At 47.5% G+C, this 21,658-nt stretch carries 23 protein-coding genes and 1 riboswitch; of the genes, 12 read left to right on the top strand and 11 right to left on the bottom strand.

Features of this window, described 5'->3' with window-relative positions:
* Nucleotides 1-298 precede the first annotated feature (298 nt).
* From ntcA to OU814_RS03130, 3 genes are all read left to right on the top strand, one after another.
* A complete protein-coding gene (gene ntcA / locus OU814_RS03140) occupies nt 299-970 on the top strand; it encodes a global nitrogen regulator NtcA (protein ID WP_017290537.1) in 672 nt (223 codons plus the stop codon).
* 119 nt (nt 971-1,089) lie between these two features.
* Nucleotides 1,090-2,487, top strand: a complete 1,398-nt coding sequence (locus OU814_RS03135) for a DUF3084 domain-containing protein (RefSeq protein WP_017290538.1) — start codon at nt 1,090-1,092, stop codon at nt 2,485-2,487.
* A 34-nt stretch (nt 2,488-2,521) separates the two neighbouring features.
* Nucleotides 2,522-2,953, top strand: coding sequence for a resolvase (locus OU814_RS03130; RefSeq protein ID WP_268180390.1), 432 nt, complete (start codon nt 2,522-2,524; stop codon nt 2,951-2,953).
* 13 nt (nt 2,954-2,966) lie between these two features.
* Here OU814_RS03130 and OU814_RS03125 read toward each other — a convergent pair whose 3' ends face one another.
* From OU814_RS03125 to OU814_RS03100, 6 genes are all read right to left on the bottom strand, one after another.
* Complete coding sequence (locus OU814_RS03125; protein ID WP_017290540.1) at nt 2,967-3,227, bottom strand: DUF3146 family protein; 261 nt, start codon at nt 3,225-3,227, stop codon at nt 2,967-2,969.
* Nucleotides 3,224-3,838: an aminoacyl-tRNA hydrolase gene (pth, locus tag OU814_RS03120; protein ID WP_268180388.1), complete on the bottom strand. Its 615-nt coding sequence runs from the start codon at nt 3,836-3,838 to the stop codon at nt 3,224-3,226. The genes OU814_RS03125 and pth overlap by 4 nt, the downstream gene beginning before the upstream one ends.
* On the bottom strand, nt 3,838-4,137 hold the full coding sequence (locus tag OU814_RS03115) for a TatA/E family twin arginine-targeting protein translocase (protein ID WP_017290542.1): 300 nt from the start codon (nt 4,135-4,137) through the stop codon (nt 3,838-3,840). The genes pth and OU814_RS03115 overlap by 1 nt, the downstream gene beginning before the upstream one ends.
* A 139-nt stretch (nt 4,138-4,276) precedes the next feature.
* Complete coding sequence (psbH, locus tag OU814_RS03110; RefSeq protein ID WP_017290543.1) at nt 4,277-4,471, bottom strand: photosystem II reaction center phosphoprotein PsbH; 195 nt, start codon at nt 4,469-4,471, stop codon at nt 4,277-4,279.
* A 47-nt stretch (nt 4,472-4,518) separates the two neighbouring features.
* Nucleotides 4,519-4,845 carry a transposase gene (locus OU814_RS03105; protein ID WP_268180386.1) on the bottom strand — a complete coding sequence of 109 codons (327 nt, stop codon included), beginning with the start codon at nt 4,843-4,845 and terminating at the stop codon, nt 4,519-4,521.
* A 117-nt stretch (nt 4,846-4,962) separates the two neighbouring features.
* A complete protein-coding gene (locus OU814_RS03100) occupies nt 4,963-5,916 on the bottom strand; it encodes a hypothetical protein (RefSeq protein ID WP_268180384.1) in 954 nt (317 codons plus the stop codon).
* 167 nt (nt 5,917-6,083) lie between these two features.
* On the opposite strand from OU814_RS03100, the gene OU814_RS03095 reads away from it, so the two are divergent.
* Both OU814_RS03095 and OU814_RS03090 read left to right on the top strand, forming a co-directional pair.
* A complete protein-coding gene (locus OU814_RS03095) occupies nt 6,084-6,329 on the top strand; it encodes a UPF0175 family protein (protein ID WP_268180382.1) in 246 nt (81 codons plus the stop codon).
* A gap of 33 nt (nt 6,330-6,362) precedes the next feature.
* Nucleotides 6,363-6,827: a DUF3368 domain-containing protein gene (locus OU814_RS03090; RefSeq protein ID WP_268180380.1), complete on the top strand. Its 465-nt coding sequence runs from the start codon at nt 6,363-6,365 to the stop codon at nt 6,825-6,827.
* A 132-nt stretch (nt 6,828-6,959) separates the two neighbouring features.
* On the opposite strand, the gene OU814_RS03085 is transcribed toward OU814_RS03090, so the two are convergent.
* The 4 genes from OU814_RS03085 to tyrS form a co-directional block, all read right to left on the bottom strand.
* Nucleotides 6,960-8,564, bottom strand: a complete 1,605-nt coding sequence (locus OU814_RS03085) for a DUF4435 domain-containing protein (RefSeq protein WP_268180378.1) — start codon at nt 8,562-8,564, stop codon at nt 6,960-6,962.
* A 657-nt stretch (nt 8,565-9,221) separates the two neighbouring features.
* Nucleotides 9,222-9,743 carry a hypothetical protein gene (locus OU814_RS03080; protein WP_268180377.1) on the bottom strand — a complete coding sequence of 174 codons (522 nt, stop codon included), beginning with the start codon at nt 9,741-9,743 and terminating at the stop codon, nt 9,222-9,224.
* Nucleotides 9,744-9,770: 27 nt separating this feature from the next.
* Nucleotides 9,771-10,484 carry an orotidine-5'-phosphate decarboxylase gene (gene pyrF / locus OU814_RS03075; RefSeq protein ID WP_268180375.1) on the bottom strand — a complete coding sequence of 238 codons (714 nt, stop codon included), beginning with the start codon at nt 10,482-10,484 and terminating at the stop codon, nt 9,771-9,773.
* Complete coding sequence (gene tyrS, locus OU814_RS03070) at nt 10,481-11,689, bottom strand: tyrosine--tRNA ligase (RefSeq protein WP_268180373.1); 1,209 nt, start codon at nt 11,687-11,689, stop codon at nt 10,481-10,483. Before tyrS ends, pyrF begins: the two co-directional genes overlap by 4 nt.
* Before the next feature lie 239 nt (nt 11,690-11,928).
* Between tyrS and OU814_RS03065 the strand changes: the two genes are divergently transcribed.
* Entirely contained in the window at nt 11,929-13,836 is a 1,908-nt protein-coding gene (locus OU814_RS03065) for a transglycosylase domain-containing protein (RefSeq protein WP_017290574.1), read from the top strand.
* A gap of 36 nt (nt 13,837-13,872) precedes the next feature.
* Here OU814_RS03065 and OU814_RS03060 read toward each other — a convergent pair whose 3' ends face one another.
* A complete protein-coding gene (locus tag OU814_RS03060) occupies nt 13,873-14,190 on the bottom strand; it encodes a DUF1825 family protein (RefSeq protein WP_017290575.1) in 318 nt (105 codons plus the stop codon).
* Between the two features lie 89 nt (nt 14,191-14,279).
* Between OU814_RS03060 and OU814_RS03055 the strand changes: the two genes are divergently transcribed.
* The 6 genes from OU814_RS03055 to aroA all read left to right on the top strand — a co-directional run bounded on the left by OU814_RS03055 (nt 14,280) and on the right by aroA (nt 21,551).
* Nucleotides 14,280-15,773 (top strand): phytoene desaturase family protein, encoded by a 1,494-nt coding sequence (locus tag OU814_RS03055; RefSeq protein WP_268180370.1) that lies wholly within the window; start codon nt 14,280-14,282, stop codon nt 15,771-15,773.
* On the top strand, nt 15,770-16,669 hold the full coding sequence (locus OU814_RS03050; RefSeq protein ID WP_268180368.1) for a DMT family transporter: 900 nt from the start codon (nt 15,770-15,772) through the stop codon (nt 16,667-16,669). The genes OU814_RS03055 and OU814_RS03050 overlap by 4 nt, the downstream gene beginning before the upstream one ends.
* 226 nt (nt 16,670-16,895) lie before the next feature.
* Entirely contained in the window at nt 16,896-17,210 is a 315-nt protein-coding gene (locus OU814_RS03045; protein WP_268180366.1) for a hypothetical protein, read from the top strand.
* Between the two features lie 343 nt (nt 17,211-17,553).
* Nucleotides 17,554-17,678: riboswitch (cyclic di-AMP (ydaO/yuaA leader) on the top strand.
* Nucleotides 17,679-17,794: 116 nt separating this feature from the next.
* The gene (locus tag OU814_RS03040; protein ID WP_268180364.1) at nt 17,795-18,418 is read left to right on the top strand and encodes a universal stress protein; all 624 of its coding nucleotides are present in this window, start codon (nt 17,795-17,797) and stop codon (nt 18,416-18,418) included.
* Nucleotides 18,419-18,532: 114 nt separating this feature from the next.
* Nucleotides 18,533-20,128 (top strand): cation:proton antiporter, encoded by a 1,596-nt coding sequence (locus tag OU814_RS03035; protein ID WP_190648946.1) that lies wholly within the window; start codon nt 18,533-18,535, stop codon nt 20,126-20,128.
* Between the two features lie 55 nt (nt 20,129-20,183).
* Nucleotides 20,184-21,551 carry a 3-phosphoshikimate 1-carboxyvinyltransferase gene (gene aroA / locus OU814_RS03030; RefSeq protein ID WP_017290582.1) on the top strand — a complete coding sequence of 456 codons (1,368 nt, stop codon included), beginning with the start codon at nt 20,184-20,186 and terminating at the stop codon, nt 21,549-21,551.
* The last annotated feature ends 107 nt before the right edge of the window (nt 21,552-21,658 follow it).

Raw genomic sequence — 21,658 nt, 5'->3', positions numbered from 1 at the left:
ATCCTCTCTGATTCTGGTTCGGAATCCTTCATGATTCCTTAATGCCTCGCCCTAGAATATTCGTGCTTTCACGGTATGATCTGTGGAAATTATTGGGTCTGCCCAGAAGATTCCAGTAGATCGACTCGAAATTGCGCCTTCTTCTTAGAGAATTTACTGAGTTTTCTGAAGATCAAAGCGAAATTGTAGTTTACGACACTAAAACAGATCATAGACTCAGTTTTAGTGGTCTAAAGTCATCGATTGCTTACATAGACTGTTAGACTTCCCAGCTTCACTCGATACGACAAGGAAAGAAATGGTAGTGACCAAGGATAAACCGCTTGCAGCGATGTTTCGTCAGATTGGAGGGGGAGCATATCCTCCTGTTGTAGAGACGTTTGAACGCGGTAAGACCATCTTCTTTCCGGGCGATCCGGCGGAGCGGGTCTACTTTCTCGTCAAGGGTGCGGTTAAACTCTCACGGGTGTACGAGGCAGGAGAAGAAATTACCGTCGCGCTGCTTCGAGAAAATAGTGTGTTCGGGGTGCTTTCTCTGATCACAGGACAACGTGCCGATCGCTTTTATCACGCAGTTGCCTTCACCCCTGTCGAATTGCTGTCTGTTCCGATCGAACAAGTTGAAAAAGCGCTCAAAGACAATCCCGAACTCTCGATGCTGATGCTGAAAGGCTTGTCGTCGAGAATCTTACAAACTGAAATGATGATCGAAACGCTGGCGCACCGAGATATGGGATCGCGTCTTGTTAGTTTCCTCCTGATTCTGTGTCGTGACTTTGGTGTGCCCTCACAAGAGGGGATCATGATTGATCTCAAACTGTCTCACCAAGCGATCGCTGAAGCAATCGGCTCGACTCGCGTCACAGTCACCCGCTTACTGGGCGATTTGCGTCAGGACAAAATGATCTCAATTCACAAGAAAAAAATAACCGTTCATAATCCGGTAACGCTTAGTCAACAATTTACCTAATTCGATTAGAATTCAGTCCTGAGTGACTCACGCGAATCATAGAGCGAGCAGTCATAATGAAAGGCAAAGTCTGAAAGTGCCCTTAGAGTGCAGTATGTCTAGGGGTTTGTGGGAGCGTCATGTCCGATGTCGGGCTAATTCTAATTTTGGTGGTGTTGGTGTTAGGAGGGGTGATCGCGACAGTCGGCGATCGCTTAGGAACGCGCGTGGGAAAAGCCCGCCTCAGCTTGTTCAATCTCCGTCCCAAACAAACAGCAGTTGTCGTGACGATTTTGACGGGCACGCTGATTTCTGCCTCTACGTTAGGCGTTTTACTGCTTGCCAGTCGCACCTTTCGAGAGATGGTGTTGAACTTCGGGCGAATTCAAGCCGATTTGCGGGCGACAAATCGTGACCTCGATAAAGTCACGGCTGATCTCAAAACCACAGATCAGCGAAAAGCTGAGGTTGAGAAAGATCTAGAGCAAGCGCGATCGGAACGTGCCCAAATTGAGGAATATCTCAAGCGCCTCAATGCCAATCTTCAAGTTTCAGTCGCTCGACAACGAGAAACCGATGCCCAACTTCGCAGGACAGAAGCGCAGCGAGATCTCACCCGCAATCAGCTAGAAACAGTTTCTCAGCAAGCACTTTCGCTCCGCAACGAAATCAATCAGCTGGAATCTGAGCAGCAGGCGTTAATTGAACAACGGGATCAGGTGAAAGCCCAAATTGCGGAACGAGATGCGCAAATTGCGGAACGAACTGCCCTGATTGAAAAGCGCGATCGCGAAATTAATGAGCGCGATCAAGTCATTGCTCAACGCGAAGCAGAATTGAAAACCCTGGAACAGCAGAGAGCTTTTCTCGTGGCAGCCGTTCAGCAGATTCAGCAAGATGTGGAACAGATTCGCCGAGGTGATCTGGCAATTTTTCGGACACAAGTGCTGTCTTCAGGCGTTGTGCGCGTCGTCGAACAAGGTGGAGCCAAAGCAGCGGTCGATCAATTACTGCAATTGGCAAATCAGACCGCGATCGAGTCGCTTCGCCTGGGGCAGAACAATCAGCAAATTGTGCAAATCCCGATTGCGGAAGTGCAAAACCTCATTCAGCAAATTCAAGATGGTAAAGATTATCTGGTGCGGGTGCAAGCCGGGGCAAATTATGTTCTCGGTGACGACCGAGGCGTTGTCGTGAATATGAGTGCGGTGCCGAATCAGGTTGTCTTTTTAGCAGGAGATACGATCGCGACTCAAACGCTGGAACCGTCTAAACTGTCCCCCCAGGATTTTCAGAAAACCTTACAAGACCTAATTGCAGCTTCTAATGCCCGTGCCCGTGTCGCAGGGGTGATGAATGACAGACTAGAGGTTGAGAAACTGTTGAGTCTGGGATCTTTTATCGATCAGCTTCGCCGCTATCCGAATTCGATTGAATTGCGGGCAGTTGCATCGGATGTGACTTACACAGCGGGACCGCTCAAAATAGAATTAGTAGCGGTGCAGGATGGGCAGGTTGTGCTGCGGGCATCGAATTAGCAATCTGTAGACAGAACAACGGCAAGAGGTGAGTATGGCGGAACAGCCCGTTATTCTGGGATTTGATCCAGGGCGACAAAAATGCGGAGTCGCAGTGATGGGAGTCGATCGCCGAATTTATTATCATCAAGTGATCTCGTCTGAAGAGACGATTTCGACGATCGCATCTCTGAGGAGTCAGTTTCCGATTTCGCTGTTGGTCATGGGTGATCAGACTTCTTCTAAAACCTGGCGACAGAAGTTAGAGACTGATCTTAGTGAGCCGATGCGAATTATCACCGTCGATGAGCGCAATAGTTCGCTAGAGGCGCGCGATCGCTATTGGCAAATGTATCCACCGAAAGGGCTAACGCGGCTGATTCCTGAAGGGATGAGAACGCCGCCGCGACCGATTGATGACATTGTGGCAATTTTGTTGATTGAGCGGTATTTGGGGCGGTTGGTGAGTGGAGGAGTAGGGGAGTAGGGAGTGGGGGAGTTCACAACTCCGCCCGAATCGTAAACGAATAATCCCCACCCGGTTCAAGCTGATAATCTTTCGCTTCCAAAAATCTCCCTAGCGGTTCCTTAATCAAGGCTCGTCCGAGCGAAGGCTGAATGTTCAGCAATCCGCGTCGAAAATGCCAGTGAAACTGCCACTCATATTCGTTTGCTCTGACCTCGCCTTCGATACTGCCCTGTTGCCAGGACTGGCGCAAAATGCGGACATGGGCAGTGGTTTCAGGGAGACGTTTGCTCATGATGCAGACTTCGACTCTACAGATTGATTGTTGTAAAGGCTCATGGCTTTTTCAACCCCTTGCTTGAGACTGAGTTCGACGGCGCTGACTGTGAGGTTTAAAACCTCGTCGATCGCACCTTTCTCATTCGGGGCAAAGGTTCCTAAGACATGAGATACCGCATCTTTCTCGTTCGATTTGGCGCTACCGATACCAATTCTTAGGCGAGGAAATTTCTGAGTTCCCAGATGAGCGATCGCGGATTTCATTCCATTTTGCCCACCAGCTGACCCGGATAACCGCAATCGTAGCCGACCGACTGGCAAATCCATGTCATCGTAAATGACCATCACCGCTTCGGGTGGAATTTTGTACCAATCGACGACCGCTCGAATCGCTTGACCGGAATTATTCATATAAGTCGTCGGTTTCAGCAAGCGAATCTTGCCGACCGGACTCATTCCTTCTCCAAACCAGCCTTGGAATTTTTTATGTTCGGACAGTCCAATCTGCCAGAGTTTTGCTAAGCGATCGATCGCCAGGAACCCGACATTATGACGAGTATTTTCGTATTTGCTGCCAGGGTTTCCTAGTCCAACGATCAGCTGCGGGGACGTTGCTTCAGAAGACATTAGGACTCTTTCTCGATCGGGGTGACAGCGACAGTCTCCTCAACCGTTTGAGGGTCTTCTGCCGGGGCGATTTTTGGTTTTTCTTCTAAAGTTGCTTCCATGGTCTGTGGAGCCGAGGCAGTCAGATTTTCTGCTTCGCGTTTGAATTCATTCTCAAATTCTTTAGAAGCGTCCTGGAAACTCCGGATCGCTTTACCCATACTGCGTCCAATTTCTGGCAGTTTTTTGGGACCAAAGACTAAGAGTGCCACGACGAGGATCAGTACCATTTCGGGTAAGCCGATGCCGAAGAAGTTCATATCGATCTCCTGATGTCAGTCAAGTAAAGGTGGAGTAGGGAGTGGGGATTCGATCTATTGTAGGGGTTCCCCTCAATCCCGCTCCTAAAAAAAAACCCGGAAAACTCCGGGAATGATTTTGCTAATTGCGTTTTTGGGTTTAGTTGCCCCAATCAACGTTAAAGCCATCGAGAAGCAATTCTTGGTTATAGATTTGCAGAATGATCAGCAGAAATACCAAGAAGAGTGCCATAAAGACTCCCATCAAAGGGGTGGTTCCCCATCCAGGTACAACTTTACCGTATTCAGAATTTAAAGGTTTTAGAATGTCTCCCAACCGAGTCCGCTGTGCCATGGCTCACCTTTATCGCTAAGTCTTGGAAAATGTTTAAACTCAATATATCAGCTTTGGGCGACGGCTTTCACAAGGGCTTCAAACAGAAGAATTGCAACTTTGCGCCGGGTGTAGGCGCGAGCCAATTTAATCTTGATGCCGCGCGGTCGTTCGTCGCTGCTGAGACTATAGCGATCGAGTGCGGTCTGGTAGATCTGGCGAATTTCGAGAATTCGGGGGTTTTGAGTTTTGCGGCGAACTTCGATTTGCGTAAACATCCACTGCCACAAGGCTTTACGGCAGAGCGATGAGCCGCCCGTGCGACGCTTTTTCAAGCTTGTGCCCGACTCTTCTCGCACTGGGGCAACACCGATCGCTTTTTGAAATCGCCTCAACGATAAATGTCTTGTGGTCGATTTGTCTGAATTTCTACCCTTACGAACCCGAACTTCAGGCTTGCCGAAATTTAGACTCAATCGTGCAAAATTTGGGCTGCTACTGTCTGAAATCGTCTAGAGAGCCAGAAAACGGCAAATCATTGCCGCACTTCTTTCGTGACCGTTCCCTTCGGTATCAAACCGATCATAAGGATGGACTACGATCGTTTTGCCATCCTTCAGTGCGATCGCAATCCGTCCCATCGGACCAAATTTTCCACCCCGTTTTTTCTGCACCGTCACCTCTGCAATTTGGTCTAGCGGATACTCAGTCGTCCGGGTTCTAATCCAATTCCGTCGTTTCAACGTTAATCGCTGAGTGTATCGGCTGATCTCCAGCGTCACTCGTTCTGCCCAAATCCCAAAGACTGCTGCCCCTGCCAAACAAAGCGTGAAACAAAAAAACGCGTACGATCGCTGATCTCTTTGGAATTTTATGCGCGATCGCTGAGCCTTCAGAAACTGCTGGATCTCCTCTTGCTGTGAGCGTTTGGGATAAACTTCTGCTTGTTCAATGATTCCTGTTGTCGTGACCAGTTGAATCTGATAACGCAGTGAACCCCTTCTTTCAGAACCGACCGTTTTTAGAGTCACATCTTTGATCTCTTCCAGTTGCCAACTCCGTTGACGTTTACTAATCCAATTGTGCTGAGTGATCGTACAGTGTCCCTGAGTTGGAAGTGCTAGGTTGCGATTGCACTCAAACGTTTCCCAGGTTAATGCGAGAAGTGCAAACAGAACCACGATCGCACAGATGTTAAACACACTCACAAATGTCCACTTAAACCAGGGACAGAATTGCAGCGCTAGTTTATTTTCGCTTTTATAAATGACTTTCATGGGGGCAATGAAAAGCTTGCACAAGAGAAATCGCAAAGCTTCAAAGCTTAAAGTACCCAGGATTGCCTTTTCGGTGAAATGCCTAAATCTCACGGGATACTCGCAACTGTCGCTTAATCCCCAAGCTGCGATCGTAGCGCTTGGATTGACGCTCACCTGCGAGCCATCCCCAGAATAAGGGCGAAGCATCACAGGTGATATTCATCTTTTCCGGGAACGCCTATGCTATTGAGCAGAAGTCCAATGTAGAGCGTTTTAGGATGAAACCAACGCAGTGTTAGCTGGATCGGGCGGAACACAGACAGTTGCTGCCTTAGAAGCATAAAATAGTAGGAGTAGCAGCAAGGAGTATAGCCATGAGCATTATTGTCCCTGACGAAATTTTAGCCGCAACTCGCATGACTGAGACTGAAATGCGTCAGGAAATCGCTATTATGCTCTTTCAGCGGGAAAAGCTTACTCTTGCTCAAGCCAGTCGTTTTGCGGGAATGCACCGTGTATCCTTTCAACACCTACTCGCTAGCCGTCATATCCCAGTACATTACGGAGTAGAAGATTGTGAGCAGGATATTCAGAACCTGCGGGAGATGGGCAGATTGTGATTATCGTCAGTGATACATCACCCATCAACAATCTTGCTGCAATCAATCACCTTCATCTTCATTAATCAACTGTATGGAACGGTTTTTATTCCCGAAGCCGTTTATCGAGAATTAATTGACCCCAATTTTCCTGTTGCAGGTGCGACTGAAGTACAAACCTTTGGCTGGCTCCAAACTCGTGCTGTTAGCGATCGCACCCTTGTTGAAGCACTGAGCAACGAACTTGATATTGGAGAAGCCGAGGCGATCGCTCTAGCAGTTGAGATTCAAGCCGATCAAGTTTTAATTGATGAACGCCGCCGAGGTCGGTTAGTTGCAAACAGGCTGAATCTTCGCTACACAGGCATCTTGGGAATCTTAGTCGAAGCGAAAAGTAAAGGCTTGATCACTGAGGTGAGACCGCTGTTGGATGCGTTGATTAATGAAGCTGGATTTTGGGTTGCAGAACCTTTGTATAACAGCGTTTTACGACTTGTTAACGAGATTGATTTAGCTTGAGCTTTCGAAGAACAGGAAAGTTTTGTGCATGTCCCACAGACGGGATAGAGCCAGCTAACGTTTCGCTTGAGCGGTTGCAAACAGCCTATGTCATGCACTAGAACCTTGCGGCAATCCGCTCCAAGCGAAACGTTATATCGATGGTAAATACTGCTGAAGTCCACTTATCACTTGCTCCCGATCATCGGAGTTCAACATACGAAGAACAAGCTTTTCATAGCCATTACGACCAAGTTCAAAAATCGAGCAAACATTTTGCACAAGCCCCTTGTTGTTGTAATACCTCAGTATTTCGTCTAAAGTGCCAGAATTGGCTAACCTCCTATACAGATCAAAATTATCTGCATAAATTACATCAATATTTAATGCAGATGTGGCATTTGCAACAGAGGATTTTATCGCTGCAAGTCCTACCGATTTAGTATCAATCTTGCGTAAGTTATTCTCAATTGCTCTATATGTACGCAGAGAAGCCTGACGCTCTATTTCTTTACCAAGAAGCATTCTTGCCATGTTGGTTGCAGAATTAACAGTATTGTCTGGGTCAAGACGCTGGTTTGTAGCTATAAGGCGTAATACTTTCTCATTTAATAAAATATTTTCAATTTCTGCAACATCAATACAAAATACATGGTCATTTGACAGTGTATTTATTTCATCGTCTGTTCGATAATCTCTGTCGATAAGCCCATATACATTTACGTGATGAAAAGAGGAGTTAAGCCGAAGTGCTCGGACTGATTCAATTACACTCTGACATCCATTTCTAGGGACGACATTATAATTTCTATAGACTGATTGATATATTGCATGATCCTTGCCCCCTTTCTCTCCTTCGACAAAAATAATTGTTCTGCGATTACCTAGTAACTCAAGCAATAAACTTTCAGGAAACTCATCAACCTCTGGAACTTCTTCCCATACCCATTTACGAGCGCCATCAAATTCTTTGACCCATATGCTCGTCGTGCTAACGCGAGTAGAAGCGAAGTTAAGATCGTGAGTAATGTATACATAAAGGCAATCTGGTTTTGCCTCTTCAAGTTTATTCCATAGGGATTGCATTATAGACGTATGTAGATGAATTTCAGGTTCATCAATTATTAATATAGAACCTGGAGGAGCACAGAGGCACTGTCCCATGAGATATAAGGCAACTCTTTCACCATCACTCATTTCTTTTCCATGATATTCAGTTCCGTAAGTTATGTCTTTGACACTCACTTTCCCATCTATTAAAGAAATTTTTCTATGAGGAAGTATCTCTTCCCATAACTTAACTAAAATATCAATTGGAGAATCTTCAACAGGAATATACACTTGCTTTAAACGTGTTTCTTCAGAGTGCCTTCTATCACGATCTGCACTTCTTGCAAATAAATTGGATAGAACTTTTCCGTAATCGTTCTGAAGAAATGTTTCAGGTTTACCTTGCCAGCGATGATTCCATTTGAATTGATTATTTGCATACTTGGAATCTTCATTTCCCCAAAGCAAATCATTTAAAGATTGCTCAAGAGATTTGATCACAGCATATTCAGGAAGATTTAGTGCTCTTTGAGCAGATACACGGTGAACGATAACATTATCGTTAGCATTCCGTTCTATCCATGCTCCAAGTCTACTTTTCCCCGACCCGTTGGCACCTACAATCACTACCGATCCGTTATGTTTTATTTCGACTTTATTTCCGGTTCCATCAGGTGTAGGTAAATACAAGCTTGGTGATGGCAACATATGTAGTGTTATCGTTTCAGTAAGGATTCAGATAAGAGTCGATATAACGATCTGAGCTGAACCGCCCTGAGCGATTCTGTCGCTCCGTTCGCTTTAACGGGCTGGGCGGTCACCATAAAGCAGTTTGAATGGGTCGGTTCCAGCGAAGTTGTTCGACCGTGCTTTGAGTGTTCCCAACTGCTAACAGATCAATGAATGATAGCGCGGTTGAACAATTGTTTAGACTGACTCTTTCCGCCTAATCATCCAGATGCGGACGTTAGACCGAAAATGGTCGGCATAACATCCCGTCAGGGCGAGTTAGGCTGATGAAAGTCGGCATAACATCCCAAATTAGAGGATTAGACCGACTTTTTCTGCCTAATACCGGGATTTGGAATGTTAGATCGACTCACGTTCCGCATATTACCCATCGACATGGGAATTAGAGCGAAAACTTCCGTATTTCTTTCCAAAGAAAACTTGTACTATTCTGCCTAAGATCCTGTTCAACCACATTCACCCGATGACTGTTGAACGAGATGACATAAAGATAAAGAAATGTAATCAATCATCTTGCTTATTTGTTCATCTTGCTTATTTGTTGATTAACAGAAAAATATGGCGACTCACACTATCACTTTCTTGTAACGCTGTTAATCGATCGATTCAAGAATCCTAATTTCTCTTGCGAATCCCGCGGCGATCGCAATCTTGTAACCAGAGTTGGATCGCTTTCCCGATCGAGCTTTCTCGACTCTCGCGGGGCGGAGTGATCGGTTGCCCTGGTGTCGTCGTGCCAATGCGGGTAAACATGAGCGGAAGTTGCCATCCTCGCTGGCTGCGAGTGAGAAAGAGCCAGTGAAATTCTTGCAGTTCGACTGGCTTGTTTCCCACATATTCTCGTCCTAATGTCGTGATAAAGACTTGTTTGAGGGTTGGATCGGGGGGGCGATCGGAATTGAGCGGCAGCGGTTCAAATTCGGGTCGTCCTGCTAGAATGACGGAGCTTTTCTGACTTCGAGTTAAGCGTTCTCGCACTGTAATGCGATTGGCATATCCTGGCAATTCAGGCAGCATTGCCCTGACGAGCGGTTCGATCTCAGTGGGGCAAGCGACACGAGTTGCAGCTTGGACAGGAAATTGAGAAACCGCGATCGCCCAAACACTCATGAGCGCCCAATAAGGTAAAGATTTCATCTTGAGACATCCAAGTGAATCAAACGATTAAGAGACAGAAGCCGCTTCGATCTCCTCACAAATTCGCTCAAACGCTGCCCCCGGATCATCTGCTGCCGTAATCGGTCTGCCAATGACTAAATACGTCGCTCCCGCCTTCATTGCCTGCCCCGGGGTCATGACCCGTTGCTGATCGCCAACAGCCGCCCATGCAGGACGCACCCCCGGACAAACCAAGACAAAATCCTTGCCACACACCTCGCGCAACTGTGTCACCTCATGAGGCGAACATACGGCTCCCCCTAATCCGCTCTCCTTCGCCAACATCGCCATTTCCAGCGCATACTCTGGCAATTCCAGCGGAATTTTTAACTCAAATGCCAGCGATCGCGCCGATAAACTCGTCAAAACAGTGATCGCAATCAACTTCGGATCTGACCCCGGCGCTTTATTTGCCTCGATCGCACTTTGTGCGGCTTGCAAGGCTGCCTTTCCTGCTGTCGCGTGAACCGTAATCAAATCCACGCCATACCGAGCCGCCGCCGCGCAAGCTCCTGCTACCGTATTGGGAATATCGTGAAACTTCAGGTCGAGAAAAATCCGCTTCTCCCGCTCTTGCAAGACTTTGAGAATGTTGGAACCCGAACTGACGAACAATTCTAGCCCCACTTTCCAAAACGTAACTTGAGGAAGGCGATCGACGAGCGCGATCGCTTGTTCCTCAGACGGGACATCTAACGGCACGATAATTCGATCGTTCATGGTACAAACCGCACAAATTTATTCTTTCCAAGCTGAAGCACTTTTCCGGTCAAAGCGTCTGGCGTTTCAAACAGCAGGTCCGGACTGCTCATTTTCTCACCGTCTAACTTGACGGCTCCGCCTTGAATTTGTCTCCGCGCTTCGGAACTGCTCTTACACAGTCCGGCGGCACTCACGAGATAAAACAATTTCGATGGAAATTGCAGCCCAGACAGCGAGAACTCTGGGACAGCATCGCTTTGGCTTCCACCACCTTGAATCAAACTTAAAGCAGCAGTTTGAGCTTCTAAAGCCTTGTCTTTCCCGTGATACTGGGTAACGATATCGAGGGCAAGAAGTTTTTGACGCTCTCTTGGATTCTCAGGCAGTTGGTCGAGGGGCAAGTTGGTCAGCAGCTCGAAGTATTGAGCGATCGTCGAATCCGGGACTTTTTCCAATTTCGAGTACATGCTGAGCGGATCTTCTGACAGTCCTACATAATTGCCCAACGATTTCGACATTTTCTGAACGCCATCTAATCCTGGCAAAATCGGCATTAATAATCCAAATTGCGGAGTCTGTCCAAAATGCCGCTGTAAATCACGTCCAACCGCCAAATTAAACTTCTGATCGGTTCCTCCTAATTCGACATCGGCTTCTAGTGCAACCGAATCGTAGCCTTGCATCAACGGATACAAAAATTCATGCAAATAAATCGCGGTTCCTTGCTTATACCGCTCGGCAAAGCCTTCTTTTGCCAGCATTTGCCCGACCGTCATCGTCGCTAACAGTTCTAGAATCTTAGCCAAATCCAACTTAGACAGCCATTCAGAGTTATAACGAATCTCTAAACGCCCCGGCGTATCAAAATCCAGAATCGGGCGCAACTGCTGCAAATACGTCTTTGCATTCGCGGCGACATCTTCTTCGGTCAACTGCTTCCGCACCTCGGATTTCCCTGTCGGATCGCCAATTCTTGCCGTAAAGTCCCCGATTAACAACACCGCAGTATGTCCGGCATCCTGAAACTGACGCAACTTGCGGTAGATAGTACTATGCCCCAAATGGATATCCGTTCCAGTGGGGTCAATTCCGAACTTAATCCGCAACGGACGCTCACTTTTCTCCAAGCGAACCCGTAAATTTTCAGTCGGAAGATGAGAATCCGGCTGGTCTGGGAAAATCTCTGTCGTTCCCCGAAACAGCCAGTCAAGCGAGTTAGACATACTTTATACTTTTGAGAAAATCAACGACTGCATCTGTTCCGTAATCTACAATACTGACTCTGTGCCATTTTCAATCACTTGTTCGACCCATTACTATAGTTTTCATTTGGCTGAGCTTTCTTGAAACTTTGATCCATTTCAGCAAGTCTCAATTATCCTACTAGAGTTACGGAATCCTTACCCGGAAACGCTTGACTCATCCAAGCATCGAACCCCACTTTTACGAAAGAGAGTTTGCCGTGTCGTCTAACACCTTAAGACAAAAGCAGCGCCAACCTGAAACCACCCGAGAATTTGTTCAATCTATCGGCAAAGTGACAGGAGGAACGCTACTTGCGATTACGATGCTGTCAAGTTCGGTGATTGCAGGTGGACTGGTCGGACTTGCGATCAGTTTTCGCAACTTGCCTGACGTGCGATCGCTGCGAGGCTACAAACCGAGCGAAACCACTCATATTTACGATATCAAGGGCAAAATGCTTGCCAGTATTCACGGTGAGGCAAATCGAGAAGTGGTTCCCCTCAATGGAATTTCTCCTCATCTCAAACGGGCTGTGATTGCCATTGAAGATAGTTATTTCTATTCACACCGTGGGGTGAATGGCGGCGCGATCGCCCGAGCCACGATGGCGAATTTCACGACAGGACGCACGGTTGAAGGCGGCTCGACGCTGACCATGCAGCTTGTGAAAAACCTATTTCTGTCCCCGAAGCGTGCGATCAGCCGCAAAGTGGCAGAAGCCGTTCTATCTTTGCGAGTTGAGCAGATTTTCAAGAAAGACCAAATCTTGGAAATGTATCTAAACCAGATTTATTGGGGACATAACAACTACGGCGCTCAAACCGCTGCAAGAAGTTATTTTGGCAAAGATGTATCGAAGCTGAATCTGGCTGAATCTGCGATGATGGCAGGCTTGATTCAATCGCCGGAAGATCTCAGCCCCTTTGTCGATCTGAAAGCGGCAAAAGCCCGTCAAGGCGATGTGCTCAATCGGATGCGAGAACTGGGCTGGATTACGGCTGAAGAGGAAACTGCCGCTCGCAAACAGCCGATTAAACTTGGCAAAATCACCTCGTTCCAGACCAGTCAGATGCCCTATGTTACGAATGAGGTCACGAAAGAACTCACACGTAGATTCGGGCGCGATGCAGTGCTCAAAGGTGGGATGCGCATTCAAACCACGATCGACTCTAAGATGCAGCGGGCTGCTGAAGATACTGCCCGTCGATGGATTAGTACCTTGAATAACCAAGGGGTGTATGCCGACCAGATGGCGATCGTTTCAGTCGATCCCCGGACGCAGTTTATCAAAGCGATGGTGGGTGGAGTCGATGCGAAGAAGAGCGAATATAACCGTGCAACTCAAGCCCTTCGCCAACCTGGATCAGCCTTTAAACCGTTTGTGTACTACGCGGCTTTTGCCTCTGGCAGATATTCTCCCGATGCAACGATCCTAGATGCGCCAGTAGGATATCCAGATGGATATGAAATGTATTATCCGCAAAACTACGATCGTAGTTTTGGTGGAGCGATGACGCTACGCCGCGCGCTAGAGCAGTCGCGAAATGTCCCTGCGGTCAAGCTGGGTCAAGAAATCGGCTTAAATAAAGTCGTTGAAATCTGCCGAAGTATTGGTATCAAAAGCCCCATCGATCCTGTGATCTCTTTGCCATTAGGAGCCGTTGACCTGACACCGCTAGAAATGGCGAGTGCGTATGCAACCTTCGCAAACAATGGCTGGTATTCAGATACAACCTTGATCGCCCAAGTTGCAGATAGCAGTGGCAATGTGATTTTAGACAACACGCCGAAACCAAGACTAGTCCTTGATTCCTGGGCATCTGCTGCTCTGAATGACACTCTACAAGGTGTAATCACGCGCGGAACAGCAACTGCAGCCCAAATTGGTCGTCCTGCTGCCGGAAAGACGGGAACAACTTCTTCAGAGCGCGATATTTGGTTTGTGGGATATGTGCCTCAGCTTGCAACAGCAGTTTGGGTCGGAAACGATAACTACTCGCAGCTAGGACAGGGTGCAACGGGAGGAACGTTTGTCGCTCCAATTTGGCGAGATTTTATGTCTCAAGCGTTGCAGGATGTGCCTGTTGAGAAGTTCCGCCCCATGTCGGACTTTGAAAAACCGTAACAAATTCTTGGGGTTGGGCAGTTTGCCCGACCCGCTTTATTTGTCAATTTGGGATTTCATCCGATTCAAGGTTTGCTGCATTTGATCGAACATTTGCTGTGGAGTCATGCCAAACTGACCCAACTGAGTTTTCAATTGCTCAACTGTCATCTGAGCAGAGAAATCTTCGGATAGCTCAAAGCGTTTCATAAATACTTTATAGCGATCCATAATGGCTTCCATCTGTTCGATGTACATGATTTTGCCTTCACGATCGAACTTGCCATAGCTGCTGCCTAGTTGGATTAGAGATTGATAATCCTGAAAAAGATTCTTAGCTTCTTCTTGAACGATCTCGGAATCAAAAAATGACATTGTCTTAAAATCACGAGAATACTTGAGTTCATTTTATTCACAAGGGCTGACACTCGTTAAGTAGTGGAAACACTACTTGGAACATTCATATGCACGATACAGAAATTGTTGTGATCGGGAGTGGAATTGGTGGACTGGTCGCAGGGGCATTATTGGCTCGATATGGAAAGTCGGTGGTGGTCTGTGAAAGCCATACTATTCCAGGCGGCGCAATTCACAGCTTTTCGCGGCAAGGATTTCATTTTGATTCTGGGGCATCGTTTTACTGCGGGTTGAGCGATGCCCATTCAGTCAATCCGCTGCGCCAAGTTTTAGCGGTGTTAGAAGAACCCGTCGCAGCGATTCCTTATGATCCGTTTGGTCATTATCATTTTCCAGACGCGACTCTTCCGGTGTATGGAAATTTAGAAAAGTATCGATCGGCGATCGCGAACATTTCTCCTCAAGGTGCGATCGAGCTTGTCAAACTTGAAAAACGGTTTCTCAAACTCTACGAAGGCTTACGCGGAATTCCGACGCTCGCTCTACGCAGCGATTGGAAATTAGCCCCGCTTTTGTTGAGTCGTTATCTTCCTTCGTTGCTGAAATTGCTCCCGAATTTGGGGATGATTCAAGCTTCTGTTGGCGATTTGATGGATCAAACGGTTCGTGATCCTTGGGTGCGAAGACTCATCGATTTGGAATGTTTCCTATTGTCTGGATTAAAGGCTCACGGCACGATCGCGCCTGAAGTTGCCTTTATGTTTGGAGAGCGGACAAATTCTGTGATTGATTATCCGATCGGGGGAAGTGGCGCGATCGTCGATGCCCTGGTGCGAGGGCTGAAAAAATGGGGCGGATCGCTGCGATTGGGTACGCATGTCGAGAAAATTCTCGTTGAATCCGGCAAAGTTCGAGGCGTGCGGTTGCGAAATGGCGAAGAATTAAAATCAGCGATCGTCATCTCTAACGCCACAATTTGGGATACATATTCGCAACTTTTAGATCCCTTGCCGAACACTCAAGACGCACTCAAAACGCCAGCGATCGAGAGTTTTATGCACTTGCATCTTGGCATTCGCGCAGAGGGTTTAGAAGGTTTAACAGGTCATCATGTGGTCGTGCATGACGATCGAGACATCACCATTCCTGGAAATACCTGCATGATTTCGATTCCCTCGGTTTGGGATGCGACGCTGGCTCCAGATGGGCATCACGTTGTTCATGCTTACACGTTAGAACCTTTTGAAGGTTGGGCGCGAAATGCCGAGTATGAGCAGAAAAAACATCAGCGATCGCAGTCGCTATTTCGTGCCGTTGAGAAAGTCATTCCAGATTTGAAATCCCGCATCGTCTTGGAACTGATTGGAACTCCGCTGACTCATGCGCGATATTTGCGACGATATCAAGGCACATACGGAGCCGGAATTCCTGCTGGACAAGGATTATTTCCGAGTTGTTATACGCCAATTGAGAATCTCTACCGAGTTGGAGATAGCACCATGCCCGGAATTGGTGTGCCTGCTGTTGCGGCTTCGGGAATTCTCTGCGCGAATACACTCGTCGATCCGGCTCAAACACTTGAATTGGTTGATTTACTTTGACTTTCTTTCTTCAATTTCGAGGTGAAATCGCTGCGCTAATGGCTGCCCTGATCTGGGCAACTGCCTCGATCGTCTATACGGGCGTTGGACGGCAAATCAAGCCGCTGGCTTTGAATTTCACCAAGGGCTGGATTGCGATCGTTTTGCTCGTCCTGACCTTACTCCTCACTCAGTGGAATATTCCCTCGATCGATCCGGCTCATTTTCTCCTGCTCTTTCTCAGCGGCACGATCGGCATTGGCTTCGGTGATACTGCTTATTTCAACGCGCTCAATTGCATCGGCGCAAGAAGAACCCTTTTATTTGAAACTCTTGCACCTCCTATGTCTGCTGTGTTTGCCTTGCTCTTTCTCAAAGAGCAGATTTCAACCACGGCTTGGCTTGGGATTGGGTTGACGATTGTCGGAGTCGTTTGGGTGATCTTAGAACGGGCTTCTGATGTTCACGAAAATTTCCGTCCGCTTCGGGGCAGTTTATTCGGACTGCTCGCCGCTCTTGGGCAAGCAACAGGTGCCGTTATGTCAAGAGCCGCACTGGTCAGTTCTGAAATTGACTCACTCTGGAGTACATTAATTCGGCTTTTAGGCGGTACGATCGCACTGCTCATCTGGATCTTGCTGCAACGCCAATCGGTTGAACTGGTTAAACCCGTACAAAATCGTCGATTGTTTGTCGTGATTGCAACAACGGGATTCGTGAGTACTTATTTAGGAATTTTACTTCAGCAAACGTCTCTGAAATTCGCTGCAACCGGAATCGCACAAGCCTTGAGTAGTACCAGTCCCTTATTTGTCATACCCTTAACTCGGATTTTGGGCGATCGCGTTAGCATACGATCTGTCATGGGTGTCCTGATTGCGCTGTTGGGAGTGGGTTTATTGTTTCAGCGTCAATGATTTTAATCACTGGTAGGTAACAGGTGATGCTGGGTAACATTTACAACGTGATACGATGCCGTGTAACAATGTCTTTCATAAATCTATAGAACAACATTCAGTGATTTTGCTAACGCAGATATTCAGAACTGCATAGTATCTCTAGAGGAGGAAAGCTACGGGACTAACACGGGGTCGCTACGATTTCAATTCCTAGCAACGTCAATGTTTGAGGAAAGAGTTGTTTATGCAAGTTTTGTTAGTGGTTTCGGGATTATTTTACGTAGCCGTGATGCCAGTTCTCTTCATTAGCTGGCTCGAATTTTTCCGTCATGATCAAGATGATTTAACCAAGAAAGAGCAACGGATATCAGGCTTAGTGATTGCGATCGCGTGTCTATTTTGGGTCATCGTTCTCCCCTTCGCTTACTTAGAACTTCTGGATAAATTTAAGCGTTCTAGCCGTGCCGCAAGACTCTATCAAAAAATGTTAACGGTACCGAAAATCCAATCCTTAACGCCACCCGAAGATTTTCCCTGTTCTAATTTCTCGAACAACTGAGTGACATTTGCAACCAATCTGTATCTCGTGAGAGAAGACAAAGCGGCTGCATTTAGAAAATACTAAAGGTGGAAATGGAAGAAATTTGCTGTCAAGAACAATACAATATGTGAGGAAAATGGTACGCTCCAGTACCAGTTGTTATAATGGCAATGATTCTGCTACCGAGGCCGACTCGCTTACGTCCCTCGTTTTGTCTTATAAGTAGCAGTTCTTTCTCGCATGTCCGTATTAAATTAGCCAACAGCAAGATCAAACCAGAGTACCTGGTTTTTTGTTGTGGGTGCTTTTGTCAACACTTTAGGGAAGTCAATCTGTGGGTCGCTTAATTTGAATCTAAGCCCTTTTTAGGGTGCTTGAATTCAAAACGGAGGAACCAATTTTTGGGGCGAATCTCAAACACCCGTTTGAGAAAGACACCTTCCAGTCTTAGCCCGTCAGCTAACTCCGTCAGCATTGGGAGGATTCTCCAGAACGCAGTTCTCTGCGATTATGGTGTCCTGAATTTCGATCGTCTATCTGCGATCGTCAAAAATCCCTCACCCACCTCTCAGCCCTGTGTAGTTAGGAGAGGTTTCAAACTCGTGAATATTCATTCGATGCTCGTACGGCTCCAAGGCACGCTTGGACGGACTGATTTGGTTCAGAAGATGCTGCTGATGGCAGGTGCAAGCCATGCCGAGGAGCCAGAAATCAATCTGGTCGTTGGTTATTCTCATTCGCCGAGTAGTCAGACGGCGCTGGATCTGACATTATGGATTGCTCACCAAACACGCTTGGCAACGGGTAAACAGGTGACGGTTCAAGTCGTGTATGTGATTGATGATGGCGTGATGAACCGGATTCCGGTTTTTAATAGCACCTCGAAACGCTCGAAAAAAGAAGCGGGAAATGAGTGGCAGACCAGCCGAACTGCGATCGCGGAATTAGAAACGATGGCAAGTCCGCAGTTTGGGATGGCGGAACTGTTTGAGCAAGCCGATCGCATCTTATGGAATGCGCGCTGTATGGCGGAAGAATGGCGCGGTTCCCTGAAGACGCATTTGCGGTTTGGGCGTGTTGCAAAAGAGTTGAAGGAAGTTGTCGAGGCTGAGAAGGCTTCGCTGTTGATTTTGGGATGTGATACAGGCGACCATCCGCTGGTGAGGCAATTGGGGGTGCAGTTCCCCTGTCCAGTGTTGGGAATTCCGTCTGTGTTGGAAGATTAGGGTGAACCATCGGCGATCGCGGAGATTTAGACGATCGCCTGGTTCAAAAAGTAAGCTTAGTTCCCCAACGAAAGGTATGGTTTTTAGTGGCGTTGGGGTAGAAGCTCAGAACTTATGACAGGAAAAATATTAGCGATCGCGGTGGGTGATCAGGGTCAGTTCGCGCAGTTAGTGACGGTACTGATTATTTTGCTGTTGGTGGCGACGATTGTGGCATTGCTGTCGCGACGGTTAAGAGTGCCTTATGTGACGGGATTGGTGCTAGCAGGAGTCGCGATCGCGGAATTTCTGCCTCGAAAAGTTGGATTAGATTCAGCGCTGATTATTAATTTGTTTCTGCCCATTTTGCTGTTTGAGGCAGCGATTAATACTGATATTAGTCGGTTAAGAAGTACGCTGAAGCCGATTTTGCTGCTCGCAGGTCCAGGCGTGTTGATCGCGGTTGGAATCACAGCGATCGGACTAAAATTTGGCTTGGCATTGGAGTGGATTCCAGCGCTGTTGGTTGGAGTGATTTTGGCGATTACGGACACAGTGTCGGTGATTGCCGTGTTTAAAGAGGTGGAAGTTCCCTCCAAACTGATCACGATCGTCGAAGGAGAAAGCCTATTTAATGACGGCATTGCGCTGGTGCTGTTCAGTTTGGTTTTGAAATTTAATTCGACTGGTAGCATTGCGCTGACTGATGGGATTCGCGAGTTGGTGGTCGTGATTGTTGGCGGACTCGCGGTTGGCTTGGTTCTGGGGTATTTGGGAGTGGAATTGTATTTGCAATCCGAAGATGATCCACTCAGCAGTATTTTGTTGACTGTGGCGATCGCGCTGAGTGCATTTCAATTAGGTCAATTTCTGCATGTTTCGGGTGTGGTAGCAGTCGTGATTGCGGGTTTGATGTTGGGAAACTTGGAGCGATCGCGGAAGGTTTCGGCATCGAGTCGAATCACGGTTCTGAGCTTTTGGGAGTATGCAGGCTTCGGAGTCAATACGTTTATTTTTCTGCTGATCGGATTAGAACTGCGATTAGATACGTTGGGGCGAATTTTGCCTGCGGTCTTGCTGGCTGTGTTGGCATATCAGATTGGGCGGATGTTGGCAGTGTATCCCCTACTCGCATTGGTAGGAGTGTTTGATCGACCCATTCCGATCAAGTGGCAACACGTGCTGTTTTTGGGCAATATTAAAGGCTCGTTGTCGATGGCTTTGGTGTTAAGTTTGCCATCGAGTATTCCGGGGCGAGAATCGCTGATTGCGATCGTGTTTGGGTCGGTGTTGTTATCGCTGGTTGTGCAAGGGGTGGGATTGCCGTTTATTGTTCAACGATTGAAGTTGGCTCATCGTTCCGAGGTGCAAGAGTGGGTCGAAGGATTGCAATCGCAGTTAATGACGGCAAAAGCAGCGCAGGATGAACTCGACACCTTGCTCAAAAGTGGGGTTTTGCCGAAGTCAGTATATGAGGAATTGCGATCGAGCTATCAAATTAAAGTGGCAGCGGCCGAGCGATCGCTGCGAGATTTTTACAATCGTCGCTCGGAGAAATCTACTGTCCTTACCTTTCAGGCATCTCGGTTTGATGCAGTGAAGCGACGGTTGTTATTAGCGGAAAAAAATGCCTTGAATGATGCGTTGCGTAAGCGAATTTTGTCTGAGGAAGTTGTGAAAGGCAGATTGAAAGCGATCGATGAGCAGTTGTTAAAGGTTGAGGATGATTGACGCTAAAGCTGCATTAACGGATGATAGCGAATGCTGTCTGTAATTTTATTGTGTTATGACTTCTGCGAACCCGTACAGTGAAGCGATCGCGCTTCATGTCACCGATGCTCACCACGATCTTGTGATTCAGCGCCCGAGTGCGGGACTGGCGTTGCAAGGTCGAATTCGGGTTCCAGGAGATAAATCGATTTCGCATCGGGCGTTAATGTTGGGCGCTTTGGCTCAAGGCGAAACCGTTATTCACGGATTGCTTTTAGGAGAAGATCCGAGAAGTACAGCCAGTTGTTTTCGGGCGATGGGAGCCGAAATCTCGGAGTTGAACACGGAAGAGGTGCGAGTCAAGGGAATTGGACTGGGAAATTTAGTCGAGCCTGTGGATGTTTTAGATGCGGGAAATTCTGGCACAACCTTACGATTAATGCTCGGAATTTTGGCATCGCATCCGGATCGATTTTTTACCGTAACCGGAGATGGATCATTGCGATCGCGTCCGATGTCTCGTGTCGTGAAACCCCTTCAGCAAATGGGCGCACAGATTTGGGGACGCAAGCAAAATTCGCTCGCGCCTTTAGCCATTCAAGGGCAGGTCTTGAAGCCGATTCATTACCATTCGCCGATCGCGTCGGCTCAAGTGAAATCCTGCGTTTTACTTGCTGGATTAATGACGCAAGGAAAAACAACCGTCACCGAGCCAGCCTTGTCGCGCGATCATAGTGAACGGATGTTGCGCGCATTTGGAGCAGATTTAACCGTTGATCCTGAAACGAATAGTGTAACCGTAACCGGACAATCCCAATTGACGGGGCAAACTGTTGTTGTGCCGGGAGATATTAGTTCAGCGGCATTTTGGCTGGTTGCAGGGGCGATCGTACCTGGGTCAGATTTGACGATCGAGAATGTTGGGGTGAATCCAACCCGAACGGGTGTGTTAGAAATTCTCGAGCGCATGGGAGCTGATATTACCTTGGAAAATCAGCGGGAAGTTGCAGGCGAACCTGTAGCAGATTTGCGAGTGCGGCATAGTGCATTGAAAGCTTGTGAAATCTCAGGCGATGTGATTCCAAGATTGATTGATGAGATTCCAATTCTGGCAGTGGCAGCGGCATTTGCCGAGGGAACCACGATTGTTAAAGATGCGGAAGAGTTGCGTGTGAAAGAGAGCGATCGCATTACTGTGATGGCGACGCAGCTAAATCAGATGGGAGCTTCGGTTCGAGAACTCCCGGATGGAATGGAAATTACAGGTGGAACGCCTCTGAAAGGGGCTGAAGTGGATAGCTATACGGATCATCGGATTGCGATGAGTTTAGCGATCGCGGCGTTGAATGCTGCGGGGACGACGACGATTCATCGGGCAGAGGCGGCAGCGATTTCGTATCCAGATTTCACGCCGACATTGCAGCGGGTTACGGGGTTAGGTTGATAAATTTTCGGAGAATCTCGGAAATTGCTTCCACCTGTAAATTTCGGGTTGATTTGTCGATCTCACTCTCCCGCACAGGGTTTTAAACCCCGTGCTAACTGTGCAAA

It is taken from the genome of Leptolyngbya sp. GGD, assembly GCF_026735145.1.
Lineage (GTDB): Bacteria > Cyanobacteriota > Cyanobacteriia > Leptolyngbyales > Leptolyngbyaceae > Leptolyngbya > Leptolyngbya boryana.
Note: the sequence above shows the minus strand (reverse complement) of the source record. Positions and strands in the feature narration are given on the sequence as shown.

What these genes read in the sequence shown, in the direction of transcription:
- OU814_RS03045 (WP_268180366.1), top strand. Translation starts at nt 16,896, where the DNA reads ATGCAAGTTTTGTTAGTGGTTTCGGGATTATTTTACGTAGCCGTGATG.
- OU814_RS03055 (WP_268180370.1), top strand. Translation starts at nt 14,280, where the DNA reads ATGCACGATACAGAAATTGTTGTGATCGGGAGTGGAATTGGTGGACTG.
- OU814_RS03095 (WP_268180382.1), top strand. Translation starts at nt 6,084, where the DNA reads ATGAGCATTATTGTCCCTGACGAAATTTTAGCCGCAACTCGCATGACT.
- OU814_RS03125 (WP_017290540.1), bottom strand. Translation starts at nt 3,227, where the DNA reads ATGAGCAAACGTCTCCCTGAAACCACTGCCCATGTCCGCATTTTGCGC.
- tyrS (WP_268180373.1), bottom strand. Translation starts at nt 11,689, where the DNA reads ATGTCTAACTCGCTTGACTGGCTGTTTCGGGGAACGACAGAGATTTTC.
- OU814_RS03085 (WP_268180378.1), bottom strand. Translation starts at nt 8,564, where the DNA reads ATGTTGCCATCACCAAGCTTGTATTTACCTACACCTGATGGAACCGGA.
- OU814_RS03080 (WP_268180377.1), bottom strand. Translation starts at nt 9,743, where the DNA reads ATGAAATCTTTACCTTATTGGGCGCTCATGAGTGTTTGGGCGATCGCG.
- OU814_RS03115 (WP_017290542.1), bottom strand. Translation starts at nt 4,137, where the DNA reads ATGAACTTCTTCGGCATCGGCTTACCCGAAATGGTACTGATCCTCGTC.
- OU814_RS03035 (WP_190648946.1), top strand. Translation starts at nt 18,533, where the DNA reads ATGACAGGAAAAATATTAGCGATCGCGGTGGGTGATCAGGGTCAGTTC.
- OU814_RS03135 (WP_017290538.1), top strand. Translation starts at nt 1,090, where the DNA reads ATGTCCGATGTCGGGCTAATTCTAATTTTGGTGGTGTTGGTGTTAGGA.
- pth (WP_268180388.1), bottom strand. Translation starts at nt 3,838, where the DNA reads ATGTCTTCTGAAGCAACGTCCCCGCAGCTGATCGTTGGACTAGGAAAC.
- OU814_RS03130 (WP_268180390.1), top strand. Translation starts at nt 2,522, where the DNA reads ATGGCGGAACAGCCCGTTATTCTGGGATTTGATCCAGGGCGACAAAAA.
- ntcA (WP_017290537.1), top strand. Translation starts at nt 299, where the DNA reads ATGGTAGTGACCAAGGATAAACCGCTTGCAGCGATGTTTCGTCAGATT.
- OU814_RS03060 (WP_017290575.1), bottom strand. Translation starts at nt 14,190, where the DNA reads ATGTCATTTTTTGATTCCGAGATCGTTCAAGAAGAAGCTAAGAATCTT.
- psbH (WP_017290543.1), bottom strand. Translation starts at nt 4,471, where the DNA reads ATGGCACAGCGGACTCGGTTGGGAGACATTCTAAAACCTTTAAATTCT.
- pyrF (WP_268180375.1), bottom strand. Translation starts at nt 10,484, where the DNA reads ATGAACGATCGAATTATCGTGCCGTTAGATGTCCCGTCTGAGGAACAA.
- aroA (WP_017290582.1), top strand. Translation starts at nt 20,184, where the DNA reads ATGACTTCTGCGAACCCGTACAGTGAAGCGATCGCGCTTCATGTCACC.
- OU814_RS03100 (WP_268180384.1), bottom strand. Translation starts at nt 5,916, where the DNA reads ATGCTTCGCCCTTATTCTGGGGATGGCTCGCAGGTGAGCGTCAATCCA.